15 protein-coding genes are annotated in these 20,110 nt (G+C 50.0%); 4 read left to right on the top strand and 11 right to left on the bottom strand.

Translation table 11 applies throughout. The annotated features are described in order from the left end of the window. Nucleotides 1-37: 37 nt before the first annotated feature. Nucleotides 38-919 (bottom strand): GNAT family N-acetyltransferase, encoded by an 882-nt coding sequence (locus AC3WU2_RS06655; RefSeq protein ID WP_492452521.1) that lies wholly within the window; start codon nt 917-919, stop codon nt 38-40. A 153-nt stretch (nt 920-1,072) separates the two neighbouring features. Further along, nucleotides 1,073-2,038, bottom strand: a complete 966-nt coding sequence (locus AC3WU2_RS06650; protein ID WP_492452519.1) for a LacI family DNA-binding transcriptional regulator — start codon at nt 2,036-2,038, stop codon at nt 1,073-1,075. A gap of 250 nt (nt 2,039-2,288) precedes the next feature. Between AC3WU2_RS06650 and AC3WU2_RS06645 the strand changes: the two genes are divergently transcribed. After that, the gene (locus AC3WU2_RS06645) at nt 2,289-2,534 is read left to right on the top strand and encodes a DUF4318 domain-containing protein (protein ID WP_492452517.1); all 246 of its coding nucleotides are present in this window, start codon (nt 2,289-2,291) and stop codon (nt 2,532-2,534) included. Nucleotides 2,535-2,724: 190 nt separating this feature from the next. On the opposite strand, the gene AC3WU2_RS06640 is transcribed toward AC3WU2_RS06645, so the two are convergent. The 3 genes from AC3WU2_RS06640 to phnX all read right to left on the bottom strand — a co-directional run bounded on the left by AC3WU2_RS06640 (nt 2,725) and on the right by phnX (nt 5,639). Further along, on the bottom strand, nt 2,725-3,510 hold the full coding sequence (locus tag AC3WU2_RS06640) for a DeoR/GlpR family DNA-binding transcription regulator (protein WP_492452516.1): 786 nt from the start codon (nt 3,508-3,510) through the stop codon (nt 2,725-2,727). Nucleotides 3,511-3,644: 134 nt separating this feature from the next. Beyond that, a complete protein-coding gene (phnW, locus tag AC3WU2_RS06635) occupies nt 3,645-4,760 on the bottom strand; it encodes a 2-aminoethylphosphonate--pyruvate transaminase (protein WP_492452514.1) in 1,116 nt (371 codons plus the stop codon). Nucleotides 4,761-4,808: 48 nt separating this feature from the next. Continuing rightward, complete coding sequence (gene phnX / locus AC3WU2_RS06630; RefSeq protein WP_492452512.1) at nt 4,809-5,639, bottom strand: phosphonoacetaldehyde hydrolase; 831 nt, start codon at nt 5,637-5,639, stop codon at nt 4,809-4,811. A gap of 625 nt (nt 5,640-6,264) precedes the next feature. On the opposite strand from phnX, the gene AC3WU2_RS06625 reads away from it, so the two are divergent. After that, on the top strand, nt 6,265-8,748 hold the full coding sequence (locus tag AC3WU2_RS06625; protein ID WP_492452509.1) for a galactose-binding domain-containing protein: 2,484 nt from the start codon (nt 6,265-6,267) through the stop codon (nt 8,746-8,748). 146 nt (nt 8,749-8,894) lie between these two features. Here AC3WU2_RS06625 and AC3WU2_RS06620 read toward each other — a convergent pair whose 3' ends face one another. Next, the gene (locus AC3WU2_RS06620; RefSeq protein WP_492452507.1) at nt 8,895-9,635 is read right to left on the bottom strand and encodes an SDR family NAD(P)-dependent oxidoreductase; all 741 of its coding nucleotides are present in this window, start codon (nt 9,633-9,635) and stop codon (nt 8,895-8,897) included. Nucleotides 9,636-9,767: 132 nt separating this feature from the next. Between AC3WU2_RS06620 and AC3WU2_RS06615 the strand changes: the two genes are divergently transcribed. Further along, a complete protein-coding gene (locus tag AC3WU2_RS06615; RefSeq protein WP_492452505.1) occupies nt 9,768-10,601 on the top strand; it encodes a LysR family transcriptional regulator in 834 nt (277 codons plus the stop codon). Nucleotides 10,602-10,661: 60 nt separating this feature from the next. Here the strand turns inward: AC3WU2_RS06615 and cydC are convergent, their stop codons facing one another. Genes cydC through AC3WU2_RS06595 form a run of 4 tightly spaced genes read right to left on the bottom strand, consistent with a single transcriptional unit; the run spans nt 10,662 to nt 16,585 of the window. After that, nucleotides 10,662-12,440, bottom strand: a complete 1,779-nt coding sequence (gene cydC / locus AC3WU2_RS06610; protein WP_492452503.1) for a thiol reductant ABC exporter subunit CydC — start codon at nt 12,438-12,440, stop codon at nt 10,662-10,664. After that, the gene (gene cydD, locus AC3WU2_RS06605) at nt 12,437-14,164 is read right to left on the bottom strand and encodes a thiol reductant ABC exporter subunit CydD (RefSeq protein WP_492452501.1); all 1,728 of its coding nucleotides are present in this window, start codon (nt 14,162-14,164) and stop codon (nt 12,437-12,439) included. Before cydD ends, cydC begins: the two co-directional genes overlap by 4 nt. Further along, nucleotides 14,164-15,180: a cytochrome d ubiquinol oxidase subunit II gene (gene cydB, locus AC3WU2_RS06600; protein WP_379344224.1), complete on the bottom strand. Its 1,017-nt coding sequence runs from the start codon at nt 15,178-15,180 to the stop codon at nt 14,164-14,166. Before cydB ends, cydD begins: the two co-directional genes overlap by 1 nt. Further along, the gene (locus AC3WU2_RS06595) at nt 15,167-16,585 is read right to left on the bottom strand and encodes a cytochrome ubiquinol oxidase subunit I (RefSeq protein WP_379344922.1); all 1,419 of its coding nucleotides are present in this window, start codon (nt 16,583-16,585) and stop codon (nt 15,167-15,169) included. Before AC3WU2_RS06595 ends, cydB begins: the two co-directional genes overlap by 14 nt. A gap of 348 nt (nt 16,586-16,933) precedes the next feature. Here AC3WU2_RS06595 and AC3WU2_RS06590 point away from each other — a divergent pair, with 348 nt between their 5' ends. Continuing rightward, on the top strand, nt 16,934-18,937 hold the full coding sequence (locus AC3WU2_RS06590; protein WP_492452498.1) for a CAP domain-containing protein: 2,004 nt from the start codon (nt 16,934-16,936) through the stop codon (nt 18,935-18,937). 129 nt (nt 18,938-19,066) lie between these two features. Here the strand turns inward: AC3WU2_RS06590 and AC3WU2_RS06585 are convergent, their stop codons facing one another. Then, nucleotides 19,067-20,092, bottom strand: a complete 1,026-nt coding sequence (locus AC3WU2_RS06585; RefSeq protein WP_492452496.1) for an FUSC family protein — start codon at nt 20,090-20,092, stop codon at nt 19,067-19,069. Nucleotides 20,093-20,110: the final 18 nt, after the last annotated feature.

The raw sequence follows: 20,110 nt of genomic DNA, 5'->3' as shown, positions 1-20,110 counted from the left end.
AAGGGCCATCGTGATCTCAGTCACTCTGGCCCCATTTTCATAAAATCATTTCATAATAATCATTCGCACTAATAACACGGAAACCGCAATCCTCATAAATGCCAAGCGCGCGCGCATTCTCTACAGCGACTTCGAGTTCGAACCGTGTCTTCCCTTGTTCGCGCTGTAACATGTTCATGAGCTCGACAAGAATACATCGACCATTCCCTTTCCCCCGTTGGAGCGGACTCACACAGAACCCATAAATAAAGGCACTGCCATCCTCGAAGGTAAGACCCAGCTTGCCGATCGGTTGACCCTCAGCTTCTGCGATGTACGTATATTCCAGTGGGCTATTGAAGGTACGTTCTACATAATCCCGCGAATCCGCTTCCTCCATATCGAATCCGTCAACATTAAGCTGAACCAACAGCTCTTTATCCGCATCTCGCGCGACTCGAAGTTGGACATTGTTCTCGCTCATGCCACGAACATGAAAGCCACTAAGATCCGCATCCGTCCGCTCACAACGCATCCAGTGCTCAGATACCTTATACTTCGTGCCCCGCGCGATCAGGAATGCTTGCCCCGCAGTAGAACGATGATGATTAATGAAGAGAATATTGCCGAATCCCCGCTGTCTGCACTCCTCCACTGCCGCATCCACAAGCTGTGTGAACATTCCCCGTCTCCGGTAGAGTGGATGAACCATTCCACTAATTTCTGCCTCCGAAGTTTGGAAGCTATAAATGCCTAAGTACCCGACCAGATCGCCGTTCTCATAAATGAGAAAATCATTCGTCTCTTGTGTGGGCCGCGTCTGTAAGGATACCCAGTTCAATTTCAGCTTAATTCCATCCAGCGCATCACAAATATCCGCCAATATACGGATGTCATGCAATTCTTGCTCGGTCAATCCTTGTCTTTTCCGTATTTCCATCAGGTAAACCCTCCCATCTATTCCCTATTTTACACCTATGGTCAACCCCCTCTGGATTAATCGATGCCATAGACCACAAATCTTCCCATTGAAAAAGAAGGCTTATCCTAAGCGATATAAATCGCTTGAAGATAAGCCTTCTTCGCTATCCCTCTATACACGCCCAACCGAATTCCCCGTCACGAGCGTCACATAAATCCGTTCATTCTCCACGGATTCGCCTTGCAGCAGCTTAATCAATTGTTCTGCTGCGAGCGCGCCCCATTTTTTCTTCGAATAGTTAATGGTCGCAAGACGCGGCTGCGTATATTCCGATAGTTCGATGTTATCAAACCCGACGATATGAATGTGCTCCCCAATGCGATATTCCGTTGAAGCTACATAGTTGTAGAACCCAATCGCCATCTCATCATTCAGACAGAACACCGCAACAGGTTCTGTATACGCTTCGATAATCAGTTTCGCCGCTTGCTCCCCTGCGGATTTGTTGAAATCGCCGTCGATCTCGATATATTCCACATTCGGGTGGCGATCGAGTGTCTGCTTCGACGCTTGGAGACGCTGTCTAGCATCATAAGATCCCTTCGGACCGTTCACGATATAGATCCTCCGATGCCCCTGTTCAAGCAAATATTCCGTCGCTAGCATCGCGCCTGCCTTATTATCCAACAGCACTTGATTCACGTTCGGATGGCTCAACTCACGGTCCAGCACCACGATTTTATGTCCACGATCTGCGTACTGCAGCAGCTCTTCACTATTGAACTGCTCATCCAGAATGATGGCACCGTCAATAATCCGCTCCGGCAGCATCCGATGAGATTCCTTTCCACTGCACACGACCAGATCATATTCCTTATCATTCAGAACTTCCTTAATGCCTTGCAGCAGACCGCCATAGAAAGCACCGCTGAATTCAGTTAAGAACACACCGATAATTCGGGACTCCTTCTTCTTCAGAGATCTGGCCGCCGCATTCGGAACATAATTTAATTCTTTAGCGATCACCAGGATTCGAGCACGCGTCTCCTCGGTTACCTTCGGATTCCCATTCAGTGCGTAAGATACCGTTGAGACGGAAACCCCTGCTTTTTTAGCGATATCTTTAATACTGACCAATACATTCGCCCCTATCTATCAAACCTTCCGACTTCATGTAAATTAAATATACCACAAAAGATTGGCGATCACAGTGGACCGCCAATCCGAACATCAATACAATTGTATTCACTTCGGCTTGCTCAGAAGCAGTCGCTCTAGCTTATGTAAAGAAGTGATGAAAAACAATGTGAATATTAAAAAACAAGGGGTATAATAGAGGTATACTTCGATTCTTAAATGAAATGTCATCGATAATGGAAGAGGTGTTATGATGTTGAAATCTCTATGGGACAAGGCTATGAAGAAGGGATTCTCAGTCGAATTGGATCATCCGCCCAAGAACAAACAAGAGTTCCTAGATGAAATTGAACGTTATTGTAAGAAAGAGAATGTAACCTATACGTTTATAGAATACAATAGACCTGCCATAGTCACGATCGACCATGTCGTCTATCAATGCCAAGTTGAAAACGCTGGAAGAGCAGGCTTTGTACTTCATTTCAAAGAAATATAATTTACAAAACGAGCCTTAGAAGAGAAGCTAACGGCTCGTTTTTTCATTGTCGGGTCCATGATAACTCTGATATAGGCGCAGTTTAGGTCATAGTTGATGCTAAAATCCATGATAGCAGCCAACCTACAACCTACACTGAAGGAGCTCTTCCACCTTCTACACACTGCACATCCTGCCGACACAGCACATATTACTGCGCCACGATCCAATCCACGCCAAACTTCTCAAGCGGTTTGACCCAATCCTTCGGCATATGAACGTCGCTAATCACCGTATTCATATCTCGCCATTCCGCAATACGATAGAGCTGGGTAAGTCCTATTTTACTGCCATCGGTCATGACAATGGATTGCCTGGAATTGCCCATCATCTTACTGACGAGCTGCCCACGTTCTGCATCAAAGGCGGTAATCCCCTTGCCCAGCACCATTCCATCGATGGAAATGAACGCCTTATCCGCATGGAACAGATCCACAATTTTCTCGGCGATGGAGCCGGTAATTCGAGAATGCCTCGAATTCACTTTGCCCCCAATCAGATAGATATCGCCATTGAACAGTTCCTTATTCTTGTATTCAATCAGCTGATGCAGCGCCGGAATCGATATCGTTAGCACCGTCAGGTTATTCTTATTCATCAGAAAATCAATCATCGCAAGCGGCGTCGTCCCGTCATCAATAAAAATGACGTCATTATCCTCCACCAGTGCGGCCGCAGCCTTCCCAATCATGCGTTTCTCCTCGGCATAAATCACTTCGCGCTTGAGATAGGAAGGCTCTTCGCCGAGGAGGTTAATCTTCACCGCGCCCCCGTATACCCGCTTCAACCGGTTCTCGAGCTCCAACTCCTCCAAATACCGACGAATGGTCTCCGAGGACACCCCTAACTTCTGCACGAGGTCAAATGTCTTAACCTGTCCCTCTGCGTTCAACTGTTCTAATATGATTCCTTTACGTTCTTCGCCAATCAACGACAACTGCGAATCCCCTCCGTCATACAACTTATCTCTACACATTATAACTTTAGAACAACGGCTTCGCTATCCAGAGCATGAAGAAGGAGCGATGCAAGTATTGCACTCGCATCGTCCTTGGCAGACTTACCAATCGTCTACAAGCTTTTTGACTCCACACGACCAACAGCAGATACAAGTCGCTCCATATCGTCGGGATATACTTCGCCAATATTGCCGATGCGGAACGTGTCCGCGTTGGAGATTTTACCCGGATAGATGACGAATCCTTGAGCTTTGAGCTCCTTATAGAAGTCTTCGAACTTGAACGATGCGTCTGGATAATAGAATGATGTAATGATCGGAGAATGCATTTCATCCGCCAAAAGTGTCTCAAAGCCCAGATCCCGCATGCCGCGCACAAGGTTCTGTTGATTCTGACGATAACGCGCATATCTTGCTGCAACGCCGCCTTCTTCTTCAAGCTCCAGCATCGCTTCATCAAATGCTCTCACGACGTGCGTCGGAGATGTATAGCGCCATTTGCCGCCATTCTGCTCCATATGATACCATTGATCATACAAATCCAGCGAGAGTGAACGCGCCTGACCTTGGCAAGCCTGGAGCCGATCGATGCGTGCGATGACGAATCCGAAGCCCGGAACCCCTTGAATACACTTGTTCGCGCTGCTGATCAAGAAGTCGATACCGAGCTCAGCCACATCCAGCGGCACGCCGCCAAAGCTGCTCATCGCATCCACGATGAACACTTTATTGTACAACTTCACAATCTGGCCCGCCTCCGCAATAGGATTCAGAATCCCCGTGGTCGTCTCACAATGGACCATCGCTACGTGGGTAATCGAAGAATCCTGCTGAAGCAACGATTCCAGATCATCCAAATCCGGAAGAGAGACTTCGCCGCTGTCGAGCACCACCACTTGAACCCCTAGCACTTCAGCCATCTGAACGATCCGTTTGCCATAAGCCCCATTCGTCAAGACGAGCAATTTGTCTGTGCTGCCCAGTGCGCTTCCGATCACCGATTCTACGCAATACGAACCGCTGCCTTGCAGTAACACGGCAGAATATTCTTCAATACGCTGCGTTGCAAGCGCAACAAGCCGGCGGCGAATGCTCTGTACCAGATCATTATAATCGCGATCCCATGTACACCAGTCCTTGAGCATCACAGCTTTGACCCTCTTGCTCGTCGATAACGGACCTGGGGTGAGCAGCAAATACGGATTATCATCTAACAGTTCAGTATTCATATTGTTACGCTCCTCGATTATGAAATGATGGATAGCATCGGTCTGTAACTAAACCAACACCTCAGCGACCTCAGCTTGAGCAATACGTTCGCTAATACGGTCGATTAAGGCGGGAAATTCTCCGATTTGCTTAATTACATAATGCGCGCCTGCGGCCTTGAACCGCTCTTCAACCACTTGCATCCGAGCTTCCAGTTCTTCTGCCTGCATATTTGCTACTTCTGCCTCACTCAGCCCTAACTCGCTGCCGCCTTGGATGACGCCTACACTCCACATGCCGGCATTCACGCCTTCCAATATATCGCTGATTGTATCCCCGACTTTGACCATCGCTCCCATCGGATAAATGCCGAGCAGTTCCGCGTTGCGGTAGCACATCCAAGGGTAAGGCCGTCCTGCGAACACATCATTTGGTGTGACGAGTGTATCTGGGAAATAACCTTTGCGTTTCGCTTCTGCCGCGACGATCTCCATCATTTCTGCCGTATAGCCCGTCGTTGAACCAATTTTAAGGCCACGTTCTCTGAGGTTCGCAACGACTTCCAATGCTCCCGGTACCGGATCGGTATAACGCGCTAAATCTGTGAACAACATCGGCTCAAAATCAGCGTAAAGCGCATCGACATCGGCTTCCTCCGGCATTCTTCCGTAGCGCTCCTGCCACAATCCCGCAATACGTTCCATCTCGAGCAGCGCCTTAATATGATCACGCTTCAGCATGCCCATCGGTCCACGCGCTTCTTCGGCTGTAATCTCAATCTCCCACTTCTTAAATACATTGACGAATACAAGCAATGGAGCAAAACAACCATAGTCCACCATCGTCCCTGCCCAGTCAAATATAACGCCTTTTATTTTCCCTTGATACGGTATTGCCATCGCCACACACTCCTTTTATATGATTAGATTCGCCTGTAAAACAATTAATACCTACTTCATTAATTTTATTTGGTTGTTTTTAGTTGTTTTTACCTGTGTTTATGATCAAATCATAAGACACCACTAGGGTAGTGTCAATTGCCTACAGCCATATTTACATAAAATTCAAAATGCCTTGTCCGGGCGCTAAATAACCCGGGGCCCCGAAAAAAAACCCCCTCCAAGCCGCTCACAACGCATCATGAAATCCAATGCGCGTGGTCTGTCGACTTGGAAGGGATATAATCCACCTTGAGATGAAGCGACTGCACGCGGAGGCTCCGAACGAAGCTTGACCACGACGACGTATTTGCACAGTATCTAAGATGACACCTAGTAAAATGATAAATTTTACCAATATTTTGTCAGGTTGATGGCAGGCTTTTTATTTTTAGGTGAGAAAATGTCATGAAAGTAAAGAAGTGTATATCAAAAGTAATAAAATATCTATTTAGCACGCATGAATTTGTCTCATAGTATTAACTGTGAAGAGGCCTCTTGGAGTGAATGGGCGCCCGGGCAAATCCCATGTACTCGACTTGTAACAACGTAACTATCATTTCAATCTAAGAAATGGGGATGAAAAATGAAACGTAGTCAGGGGCACCAAAGACGAATTTCGTTGTTGTTACTATTTGCGCTAATCTTCTCGATTGTTTTTTCAACTCATCCATCGGTAGCTAAGGCAGAAGGGGATACCCCGCCAGCGGCTACGCAGCCCGGGGATCAACAGACGTTACCCGAAATTCCTAGTCAGCCCGAACCACAACCAGAGCCTTCATCCGACCTGGAGCAGCCGCTTGACCTTGCCGCAGCGACGGGATATTTTCCACCCAACACCGCAGCATCTGGAAATGTGAAGAATATGGCCTTGTTGTATACCGGATATTACGGCGGACGAACGACATACGAGGGAAAAGAACTCGGCACGTACGACAAAAATACATTATTGCCTTATGTTGCGCACTACAACAGCAGTAACACGATGGACGACACTTTTTTCGACTCATTTCTGTTCCTAGGAATCAATACCCCCGATTATAGAGATTTCGGCGATACAGCGGACTCTGCCAAGTGGACCTATAAGACGGATTGGGAGTGGTACATGAACCGCCTGTTCACCGCCAATCAACAACTCGATGCCCTGAATCAGGCCACCCAACAGGTTGCGACCACACTCAACCAACCAAGTTATAAATCCAAAGTCTATATTATGATTCCTTACCCCAACAGCGAAATCACCAATTTCGGCGATGTCGATAACGACGGCATCAGCGAGAACCTGAATGCCAACCCGAGCAATCTGACCAAGGTCACCAAGTGGTATATCGATACCGTACGAAGCAGATGGAACCAAGCCAATTATAGCAACCTTGAATTAAAGGGCTTCTACTGGTTCCACGAAGATATCGATACCGGCAATCAGGGTGAAGTGAATGCGATCAATAACTCTGGCAACTATCTCCATACGCTTGGCCTGAAATTTTGCTGGATTCCGTACTTCGGCGCCGGGCAGAGCAACAACTGGCATAACTACACCTTCGATTTCAGCATTCAGCAGCCCAACCACTATTTCGTTCCAAGTTCAGACTATTCGAGAATGACGGCCGTAACCACCCAAGCCCAGACCTACAATGAAGGCATCGAGATGGAATTTGACGAAAGGGCGATGCACGACCTCGATTTCAAAAACCGGTTCGATAATTACTTGAAAGCCGGCGCGGAATACGGATATATGACGGGAGCGGTCAAGGGCTGGTACCAAGATATCTTCGCGATATATAACTTCTATAAAAACAAGAACAACAGCGGCATAAACGGCATTTATGACGGTAGACAGATGTATGAAGACATCTACAAATTCACCAAAGGGACGTACACGATCCCAACCAACCTAGCATCCGGCAAAACGGCCGTCGCCTCTACGAACCAGAGCTCTTCCCTCAACGCAGCCAAAGCCGTCGACAATTTGTTCGGCACGAGATGGTCAAGCCAGCAGAATTCAAACAATGAGTGGATCTACGTCGATCTCGGGCAGGACTATAACGTTAACCGCGTCAAGCTGAACTGGGAGTACGCATACGGTAAGAGCTACAAAATCCAAGTATCCAGCGATGCCACCAATTGGACGGATGTCTATGCGACAACGACAGGCGACGGCGGAGTCGACGATATCGGCTTCGCGCCTACAACGGGAAGGTATGTAAGAATGAGCGCGACGGAACGCGGGACGATGTACGGCTACTCCATTTATGAGTTCCAAGTATTCGGAGATAGCGTAGGATCCGGCTTAACGACCAATCTAGCATTGAACAAGACGGCCACGTCATCAACCTATCAGGACGCCACCTTGACGGCGAACAATGTGGTGGACGGCAACGGAACGACGAGATGGTCCAGCACATTCGCCGACCCGCAATGGATTACGGTCGACCTTGGGCAGGCTTACAACCTGAATCGCGTCATCTTGAATTGGGAGCTGGCCTATGGCAAAGGCTACAAGATCCAAGTTTCCAACGACGCGGCCAACTGGACGGACGTATACACCACGACAACGGGCGACGGCGGTATCGACGACATCTCCTTTGCTGCGGTTAACGCGAGGTATGTCCGGATGTACGGCACGCAGCGAGCTTACTCCTTCTACGGCTATTCCTTGTACGAATTCCAGATTTACGGCAAACCGAATCTAGCGCTGAACAAAACGGCAACCTCCTCTTCCAACGAGACAGCCGCATACACGGCCGATAAAGCGGTAGATGGCAGCCTGACGACCCGATGGTCCAGTCTATATTCCAACCCGCAATGGATCTACGTCGACCTCGGACAACAGTACCGCGTCAATAATGTCAAGCTCAACTGGGAGTTTGCCTATGCGAAGGGTTACAGGATCCAGTTGTCGAACGATGGACTCAACTGGTCAGATGTGTATGTGACATCGGAGGGCGATGGCGGCATCGACGACATCTACTTCGAACCGCTAAATGCAAGGTATGTCAGGATGCTTGCGACAAATCAAGGCACCGGCTACTGGTATTCCCTTTATGAATTCGCAGTTTACGGCAGCTGATTCGATTCGCAACGCGTAAAACCTGATATCGGGTTCTTACCCTAATAACAAAACCAGCCCATGCACGATACACTGTGCTGGGCTTTTTTTAGCTTGTATCCCATCCCTCTGTATTCATCCAATGGTGCCGCTCGCAAGGCTTCGTTCTACATCGTCTGACCATTATCCACGGTGATGATCTGGCCCGTCAGTGACTTCTGCAGCAGCATGGAGACGATTGACTCCGCAATATCCTCCGGTGTCGATATCCGCTGCAGCATGATGCTGCCCGCCAATTGCTGCATCTTCGCCTCATGGCCTGCCCACCATCGTGTGTCGACTGCGCCCGGGGCAATCGCATTAACGCGGATATCTGGCGCAAGCGCATGGGCGAGCGACTTGGTCAGTCCGTGCACGGCTGCTTTGGATACGGCGTAAGGCAGCGAGGAGCCGAGCCCTGTCGTTCCCGCGACGCTGCCGAGATTCACGATCGCACCCTCTCCATTCTTCTTCATATACGGAGCCACGGCTCTCGCCATATAGAACATCCCTTTGATATTCACGGCGAGCAGACGATCCCACATCTCATCCGTCACGGCATCCAGGTCGCTCATCGGAAGCTGCGCCGTAATGCTCGCATTGTTCACAAGGTAATGCACAGTCCCGTACTTATGCGCAATGTCCGCAATCATCTGCTGCACCTCTTGCTCATTGGATACATCCGCTTTGACGGCGATGGCCTGACCCTGGTTGTCCCGGATCGCTTGGATGGTTGCAAGAGCCTCCGCTTCCGATCTGGAATAGTTCACTGCGACGATGGCGCCTTTTCTCGCAAGCAGCATACTCGTTGCCCGGCCTACGCCTGTGCCTCCACCCGTTACTAACACCACTTTATTTTGCAATTCCATCGAGACTCACCGATCCTTTCCATTCGTTGCTGTCCTTCCATTACCATCGTACTTCCCCTAGATCTCGTTGTATAATTGTTAGATATCATACTGACTATTAATATTACTGATACCGGGAAAAGAGGGATTGTCATGGAAAGTCCTGAGCTTCGAATTTTCCAATGCGTTGCCGAGGAATTGTCCTTCTCTAGAGCGGCGGATCGACTAGGGTACGTGCAGTCCAATATTACACTTCGCATTCAGAAGCTGGAGCAGGAGCTCGGCGTCCCCCTATTCGAACGAACGAATAAAGGCGTAACTCTCCTGCCTGCAGGCGAGAAGCTGCTCCACTATGCGAACCAAGTGATCAACTTACTGGAAGAAGGTAAAAAAGAAGTAGCAGCGACGCCAGCCCAAGCCGTCCTGCGGATTGGGGCTACACAGACCTTTGCCGCTCAGCGCCTGCCCGTCCTGCTTAGCCGATATAACCGCGACTTTCCGCAAGTACAGATATCCATGAAGACTGGTAATCAAATGGAGTTGCTTCGACATGTCGCACATGGCGAGCTCGATGGCGCGTTCATTAGCGACCAATTCCATGATGAGCACGTCGAAGCCGTCATGCACTGGGAGGAGGAGCTCGTACTCATATCGTCATCGAGTAATCCTCATCCGCTGGAACAACCTATTATTGTAAATGCTTTTCCCGATTGTCCATATCGCCGACGCTTGCTTGAATGGTTCGATCGACAGGATCACCAGCCTGTGTCTCTCATGGAATTCGATACGCTGAACGCCATTCTGACAGGTGTCAAAGAAGGCATGGGCATCTCCTTATTGCCGAGAAATCTCATCCCTGCCGATGTACATTGTCTTCCTCTGCCAGAGGAATTGCGCCACGTTGGGATTCAATTCATCGTCAAGCGAACCCACGTTAGATCGATTGCGCTTGCAAGCTTCGTCCAGATGATGGAGAAAGATTCGTAGAACCAACGGAAACAAATAAAAGCGGTACCCACGACTTCCATCGCAGGTACCGCTTTTGCATTATATATGAATCTGCGGGCGATCCAACCGGTACAGCTTCGCATACCGCGGCTCCCGCGCCATGAGCTCCGCGTGCTTGCCTCGCATCGCAATACGCCCATCTTCGATGAAGACGACTTCGTCCATCTGCTCCACGCCCACCAGATGGTGCGTGATCCAGAGCAGCGATTTGCCTTGCAGCGCACGGAAGATCGTCTGCAATAGATCGCGCTCCGTGCGCGGATCGAGGCCAACCGTCGGCTCGTCGAGGATAACGACGGGCGTGTTCTGCAGCAGCACGCGCGCGAGGGCGATCCGCTGCCGCTCGCCGCCAGAGAACCGCTGCCCGGTCTCGAGCATCGGCGTCGCATACCCTTCCGGCAGCGATGCAATGAGCTGATCCAGCTTGACCTGTTGCGCAACCACCGCGATCTCTTCGTCCGAGGCATCGCGCCGTCCGAGGCGAATGTTGTTCGCCACCGTCGTATCGAACAGATGCGGTCGCTGATTCAGTACCGAGACAACCGAGGCAATCTGCTCACCATAATGATTCGCGGGAACGCCATTGATCAGCACTTCGCCATTATTCGGCACCAGTGCGCCTTGTACAAGCTTGAGCAGCGTCGATTTCCCTGCGCCGCTGCGGCCGATGATCGCCACGCGCTTCCCTTGCGGCAGATCAAGCTGGATATCCTCTAACGTCCAATTTGAAGTCTGCGGATCGGCAACGTCTCTTGCCAGCTGCTCCGATGAAGGATACCGATAACATACATCTGTAAGCTGAATATGCGCATCCTGCCCCACGAGAAGCGGTAAACCTGCCGAAGGATCAACTCCAAGATCCCCGCCGTCACCTCTCATCTCATTCAGACGCCCGAGCGAATCGCGATACTGCGGAATCTTCTCAATCGCCTCAGAGACCGGTAGAAATGCATCCATCAGCGGGAAGACGACGAGCGTGAACGCCGCGATCAACGTCACGGCGAACGAACCCGAGGCAGCCTGTTGTCCTGACCAATAGGCCATCGATACCACCGCGAGCCCTACGATACACTGGGCGATGAACATCCGTCCGCGCGCCCAGCGGCTAAGCGATCGTTCAATCGCCGCTACCCGCTGTTCATCGGCCTCATAGGCCGCGGCAAATTGCGCAGCACGCCCGCTAATCATCCAATCGCCCATGCCAAGCACGGCGTCCGTCAGCTTACGGTATAACCGGCTGCGCTGCTGCTTCATCTGCTCATGCCGCGCATACGTGATCCTTAATGATACGCCAGGCAGTACAAAGACAAGCACGAACAAATACAACCCCATCAAGAACGCGAAGCCGATGTCGAACCAACCTAGCAAGACGACTACAGCAATATACATGATAAGCGCGACAACCGTCGGAAATACGGTGCGCAAATAGACATTTTGCAAATATTCGATATCGTCCGCGAGTACCCCAAGCACATCCCCCGTCCGGTACCGCGAACGGATGAACAAAGCTTGCGGTTCGAGCATGCGATACAACCGTACCCGCATCTTCGATAAGATGCGCAGAATCGCGTCATGCGAAGCCAGACGCTCCACATAATGAATGACAGCTCGACTGATCCCGAACGTACGCACTAAGACGACAGGGACATAGACGAGCAGAATATTCTCCGGACGGAGCGCCGATTTAGAAATCAAGAAGCCTGACGTGAACATGAGCGAGCTCGCTGCCAGCACAGTCAAGAGGGACAACGCAATAACAATGGCGAACCGCCATCCGTGTTGCCTAACGTAAGGACGGAACCACGATTCTTCTCTCACGATATTCCCTCCATTTCTGCTGTCATCAGTCCGTAATAGACGCCGCGCTGCAAGAGCAGCTCTTCATGTGTCCCCATCTCAGCCAGCCGTCCCTGATCCATCACCAGGATGAGATCCATATCCGTCATCCAATGCAATCGATGCGTCGCGAGGAACACGAGCTTATCGGCGAACAGCGGAAGCATTGTCTCTTTGATTTCCATCTCCGTCTCAATGTCTAGGTGAGCTGTCGGTTCATCCAACAGAATGACCGATCGATCACTTAGAAAAGCCCGTGCCAGCGCAACCCGCTGTTCCTGCCCGCCGCTGAGCTGCCGACCGCCATTTCCAATAACCTCGTTCATGCCAAGTGTAAGCTGTGCCACCAGTTCTTGAAGTCCTGCGGCCGCAATCGCCTCCGCCACCTCTTCATCCGAAGCCTCTGGACGATAGAATCGCACATTATCAGCCAGCGACATATCGAAAATATATGGGTGCTGCGGAATATACGTCGTCTCTCCGAGCCATGCTGCATCATGCAGCCCCGGGATGTTCACGCCATCCAATCGGAAGGTTCCCACGTTCGGCTGCAAGAAGCCGCCAAGTACATCGATGAGCGTCGATTTGCCTGCGCCGCTCTCCCCAATGATCCCGATGCGCTTCATGCCTGCAATCTCAAGCGATACGTCCTGCAAGGAACTTGGCCCTTCTGCTTCATGCTGAACATTCACATGCGATAACGACAGAACGCTATCCTTCGTCCATGTGAATCCTGCCGGAAGTACCGACGCTCCAGCCTTCAGCCCTTCCTCCGCGATCATCGCTTGCATGGCCTTGCCGGCTTCTTTCCCTTTGAGCGTCGCATGATAGTCCGCTCCGACCATTCGCACAGGCAAGAAATATTCCGGTGCAAGGATCAGCACGAGCAGCGCAACTTCAAGCCCCATCTCGCCATTAATGAGCCGCAGCCCTAAGCTGACCGCCACCGAAGCAACCGACAGCATTGTGAAGAAATCCAACGCAAAAGAAGAGAGAAATGCCATCCGCAGCGTCTTCATTGTCGCGCTGCGATAGCGGTCACTCACCTGTTCAATCGTATCCCCATGGGATCGACTGCGGCCGAGGAACTTCAGCGTCTCTAATCCACGTAAGGAATCGACGAAATGATTAGAGAGCTTCCGATAGCTCTCTAATTGCTTCTCGGTATGCTTCTTCGTCGCAAGCCCAATCAAGATCATGAAGGCGATCAGAATCGGCAAGGTTACGATCAGGATAAGCGCCGCTGTTGGGTCCTTCACGAAGATAAAGAGGACAATAAGCGCTGGCGTAATCGCCACACCCATCATCCGCGGAACGATCAGCTCCAGATAGGTGCGGAACTGCGTTATGCCGTCGAGCACGAGCGTCACGAGGTTGCCCGTTCCTTCCTTCTTCGCGAACCGAGGGCCAAGCTCGAACAGCTTCTGCAGCAGCTGCTGCTGCAATTCTCTGCCCGTCGTCTCCGCGAACCGATAGGCTAACTTCTGCATCGCAAGACCCGTGATCTGCCGCAATATAAAAGCAAACAGGAACATGGCCATTTTGCCGTACTGTTCCTGCAGCGGTTGGCCAGCGAACAAGGCGGAGATGACCTCCGCCAGCCATGTCGCTAGCAATATAATAGACACACTTTGAACAAGGGTCAGGAAGGCAGTCAGCGCAAGCACCGACTTTGCCCCCTTCAATCCCATTATGTCTTTTCCCATTAGTATTCCAAGTGCTCCTTCTCGTGAACCCGTTTATGAAATACGAAGTAACTCCAAATCTGATAACCTAATACGAATGGCAGCAGAGTTAACGCTACAATCGTCATAACTTTAAGGGAGTATGCTCCCGATGCTGCATTATCGATTGTTAAGTTGAACGCTTGATCAATCGAACTAATCATAACACGCGGGAACAAACCAATAAATACCGATGCAACCGACAACACGATCACCGCACCTGTCATCCCGAACGCCCAGCCGTCTTTTTTTACCTTCATGAAGTAACCTGACAACAAGAACGCAATGAGGCCAACGACGCCGACCGCTGCAAGAATGCCGCCGCGAACTTCGAACACATCCGTCATTGTATATGTCATGATTCCGAAAGCTGCAAGCAATATTCCAAGTGGAATGAGCAGCATCTGTCCGAGCTTACGCGCTCTTACTTGCAAGTCTCCCACTGTACGCAATGTTGTAAACATCAGACCATGCACGAGGCACAACATTACGACCGTTAGACCGCCAACGAGCGTGTACCCGTTCACCATATCGAACAAGCCTGCCTTCATTTCCATCTGTGCGTCAATCGGAAGCCCTTTGATCAAGCCTGCGAAGACGACACCAAGCAATAACGGCGGCAATAAGCTGCCGAGGAAAATAACCCAATCCCATGTCTTTTTCCACTTTTCATGTTTGACTTTACCCCGGAATTCGAACGCGACCCCGCGCCCGATCAGAGCTAGCAATAGGAACACAAGCGGTGTGTAATATCCACTGAACAAGGTCGCATACCAGTTCGGGAAAGCTGCGAACATCGCACCCCCTGCAGTAATCAACCAGACTTCATTCGCGTCCCAGAAAGGACCGATCGAATTGATCAACACGCGTCGCTCTCCATCCGTTCTCGCGAGCAATTTCGTCGACATCCCGACACCGAAGTCAAACCCTTCGAGGAAGAAGAACCCAATGAACAGCACCGCCACTAGAACAAACCAGAGATCATTAAGTAAGTGCATGTTGCTTCTCCTCCTTCACAACTTGATCGAATGGATCATGGGAATGTTCATCATGGTGATCATCCGGCGCATAAGGCCCTTTGCGAATCACTTTGATGAATAGATAGACAAGAATAATCGCCAGAATCAGATAAATGGTTGAAAAAGCAATGACAGAGAACAGAATCTGCCCCGCACCCACACTCGGTGAGATACTGTCTTCCGTACGCATTAATCCGAAGACCGTCCAAGGCTGGCGCCCAATCTCCGTCATAATCCAACCGAATGTATTCCCGATGAACGGTAACGAAATGCCTAAGACCATCAAACGCATGAACCATTTGTTCGGCTGCTCCAGCTTCTTGCGCCACGCCAGGAACGTACCATATAGACCCATAAGAATCATCAGGGATCCCGCTCCAACCATGATGCGGAAGCTCCAGAAGGTTGTGCGTACCGGTGGAATATAATTCCCCGGACCATATGTCGCTTCATATTCGGCTTGCAGTTCTAACATCCCTTTAACTTCACCGGAAAATTTACTATATGACAAGAAGCTCAGCAAGTACGGAATCTGAATCTCCATCCCATTCTCTTGCTTCTTCGGATCGATGGTCGCGAAGACCGTCCAACCCGCGGGATCGCCACTCTTGCCCCACAAGGCTTCACTGGCAGCCATTTTCATCGGTTGCGTATGAATCAAATATTGTGCTTGTTGATGTCCCCACAGCGCCACGCCAACAGAGGAAATCAGACCAATAATAATCGCAATATGGAAAGACTTCTTGAAAAATTGCACATCTTGACGCTTCAGCAGCTTGTAAGCACTAATCCCCGTAATCAAGAATGCGCCTGTTGCAAATGCACCTAATACCGTATGCGGAAACTCTACGAGCAGCTGGCCATTCGTGATCAGGGCCCAAAAATCATTCATCTCCGCGCGGCCATTCAGAATTTGAAATCCAACTGGACGCTGCATGAATGAGTTCGCAAGCAAGATCCAGAATGCGGAGATAATCGTACCGATGCTAACGAGCCAAATGCAGACCAAATGCACCTTTTTCGATAGTCGATCCCATCCGAAAATCCATAGACCAATAAACGTCGATTCTAAGAAAAACGCGAGCAAAGCTTCGATCGCCAGCGGCGCCCCGAAGACGTCTCCGACGAACCTCGAGTAGTTTGACCAGTTCATCCCGAACTGGAATTCTTGCAGAATCCCCGTAACAACCCCAACTGCAAAGTTAATGAGAAATAATTTACCCCAGAATTTCGCCATGCTTCTGTATTCTTCCTTGCCTTTAACGACGTACATGGTCTGCATAATTGCAATCGTTAACGCAAGACCAATGGATATCGGTACGAAGATAAAGTGAAAGATTGTCGTCGATGCGAATTGTAATCTTGCCAGAAATACAGCATCCATCCGTTTATATCCACCTTTCGATAACATTATAATTTGGAGGCGAAGGCTCCCCGCCCCACTTCCTTCCTGTATTCTGTCATGCGCAGGATTTTTCTAATGTGATTTTTATCACATTATAGGGTGTGAATCCGTTTTTACCAGCGAACATTCCTGATTTCGTCACACAATATCCTGAAAAAGACGGAAAAGACGATTAAATGCACTTGCATCGAGAGACGAGTAGCCGGGAGAGGCGGAGCACGAAAATGCGAAACTCCAAAAATCCATACCCAAAGAAGGTAATAATTAGGTGGCGTCGAACTGTCTCATATAGAACTGACATCATTCGACAGGGGGAAAATCATTCAAATGTCTACCGACACACCAAGTAACACCATCCAAGCGCACGGACAGCATCGCCGCAAGTTCGCCCGCCTCAGCATCATCTTGCTGCTGACGCTCGGCATGTATTTCGTGCAATCCGCTCTTCTAGAACAGACTCGAGCAGCAGCCAGCACGGATTCGTCCAGCGATGCACAGGATCAACTCGACGCGCTAGCGATGCTGAATGAAATCCGTGCCCAAGTTGGCGTGCCTGCCCTCGTACTCAGCAAGGAGATTACACAAGCTGCAAGAAGCCACGCCGCCTATTACAACCGGCACGAACGAGACAAGAAGGTCTCTCTAAGTGCCCATCAAGAGAAACAAGGCATGGAAGGATTCACCGGCACGAGCGCAATGGATCGCATGAAGGCGGCGGGATGGAATCCTACGGTCACCTACCGCAGCTCAGGCGAAGTCATGCATTTCAAGCAGAAGACGAGCATACAGGCCATGCAGGGGTGGCTGGATACCGCATACCATCGCGCGATCATCCTTAGCCCCAAATACAATGAAGTCGGAATCGCACTCGTTGACGGCACCGCGGTCGTGAATCTAGGCGGCACTCGTGCGCCTACACCGCTTCAGTACGGCATCGCAGTCTATCCTTTTCCAGGGATGACCCAAGCCCCTGTAGGCTTCTACGGCAACGAAGTTCCCAATCCGCTGAGCCAGTTCGGTGTGGATTATTCTGGTTATATTATCTCGGCTACAACGATCGATGCCATCGATTGGCACGAGGCAAGCTTAATTGACGAGAAAGGTGCAGCCATTCCATTCTATGAGGAAATCTATAGCGGTAATACGCTTTTCCTGTATCCAAAAACGATTTTGGAGGGCTTTCATACCTATCGCGTCCAGCTAGCTTACCGAACGGAGGGCTCGTCCGAAACCCAGCATCAATCCTGGTCTTTCAAGACGGGCGAGGGCCATAAATTATTGAGCATTGCCGGCTCTCCCGATGAACTCGTTATCAATGAAGGGGAAGAAACGTCTATACGCGTCACGGGCTTCTACGATGATTCCGTTACTGAACCGATCACAAGCCATGTACGTTATGTCAGCAATAACCCGGCAGGGTTAAAACCCGTATCCTCCTCCAGCTTCCAAGGAATCAAGGCTGCTAATTATTACATCACGGCGCATGTCGGAAACTTAGCCACCGAGCGAGTCCTGATTAAGGTGTTGCCGAAATTGAAAACCAAGACCTATCCACCGCTAACCGCGAGCAAACCAGACGCCGCGGTGACCGAAGCTGAATTCTGGACAATGCTGCTGAAGCAGCATCAGATCGATGTGGATGCATATGCCCCGGCGAGCAAGAAACATGCGGCAGATGCCGCTTACCAGATCGCCGCAAGCCGCAATATTCCGTTACTCGGCTTAACATCCATTCCGGCTAGAGACAAGCCGATTACGCGCGTGAAAATCGCCGAAGTCCTCGCATCCGTGGATGGGGTTCATTTTACACAGTACAACGCCATCTGGTACGTGCTAGGCATGGGGTACCTCAAAGGGGATACCGATTCAACGATTTACGGATTCAATAACGAAGGCACAATGACACAACAGGAAGCCATACAGCTGCTCGCCGATCTGAAGCCGAAAATGAAATCGCTACGCGGAAGACCAATCAAACCTACGCCAGCAGAACTTTTGCCACCTCTACCGAAGCGAGAGTCGTACAAGAAGCCTGCCGTTCTCAAGGATTACACGCTTATTGCAACCTATCATCCAGATCGCACATTAACCGTCGAAGGGAAATTCACCGTCATCGCCGGGCAACAGACGACATTGATGGTTCAGACTGGCGGGAAGAAGCCGAAGGCGATTGAAGAAGTTCAAGTGGCCATTGACCGTGAGGGCAACTTCAAAATAACGTCCGGCCCTTACACAGAAGATGCGTTGAATCTGTATTTGAGAACAGAAGGCGCGATGTATTGGATTTCGGTCGAAGCGAACGCCATGAATATTAGCGAATTCACGCCGTAATCCTCACAAGAGAAACGACCGCGGTAAGCGGTTCGTTCTCTATACACAGAACAAAACCCGCGTGCCGGTTTGCCTGATGAGCATCCCTTGCACGCGGGTTTTGTTGCTATTCTAGGAAAAGATATAGAACTACGACGTAACTTTCTCCTCAATATCTGCATGACCAGCCAGCCGGTCCAGTCGCGCAATCTGATATCCGTATTCATAGCAAGCCGCAGCCACGATTGATAAGCGCCGCGAGCCATCATCGAAATGAATTTCCTGCATCACCGTCTGGAGGAATTTCTCGTTCTCGATCTCCATCTGTTCGATGCTCTCCAGCTCTGGCTTCATTTTATCGTCTAATTTCAACAGGACTAATTCATGCGCTTTCTCAAGCAGCTCCAAATGTCTGTCGAAGGCTTCATTGATTTCCGGCGTTCGTGTGGATTGGAAGTAATGATTATCGATCGTCTCTAGCACTTCAAGCCCTTTCTGGAGCGTGTTCAGCATCTGTTTGTAGACAACAATCTGCCGCGATCTGCGATACTTGGCGCGTTTGATCTTCTTGATCTCTTCTTCGAACAATTTAAATTTATCATGCAAAGACAACATTTCCGTCTCGAGTGCTTGGTATTCGGAGCGGAAAGAGGATTCTTTCATCTCATCGGAGATGGCGGTCCTAAGGAGCAGCGACATCCGATTGAACACAGCATCTATCTGCTTCAAGAACTGTACATTCGGCTTCGGCGGGAAGAACAGAATGTTAATGACAAAAGCCGAACCAATCCCGACGAGCGTATGTAAGAACCGACTTAATGCGAAATCCCATTGCCCGGAAGCTTCCAACACGGCAATGACTGTCACGAGCGTCAGACCGATGGTCTCTTCCATTTTCATTTTCAGACAGATCATGATCACAATAATACAAGTTAAACCAATAATGAGTGGATCATTCGCGAATGCCATGCCGACGAGAAGTGCAATAGCTGCACCCAATGTATTCGTCTGAAGCTGGTCCAAGAAATAACGCCAAGAACGATAAATAGAAGGCTGCATAGCAAAGATCGCGGCAACGGCTGCAATGACAGGCGTCTGGAATCCAAGAAACATACTGATATATAGTGCCATCGCGACAGCAATTCCTGTTTTTAATACACGCGGTCCTAATGCCATGTCGTACCTCCTTCCCTC

It is taken from the genome of Paenibacillus sp. EB106-05-06-XG162 (assembly GCF_058791655.1).
The sequence above is the reverse complement of the archived record's forward strand: the minus strand, read 5'-3'. Positions and strand labels throughout refer to the sequence as shown.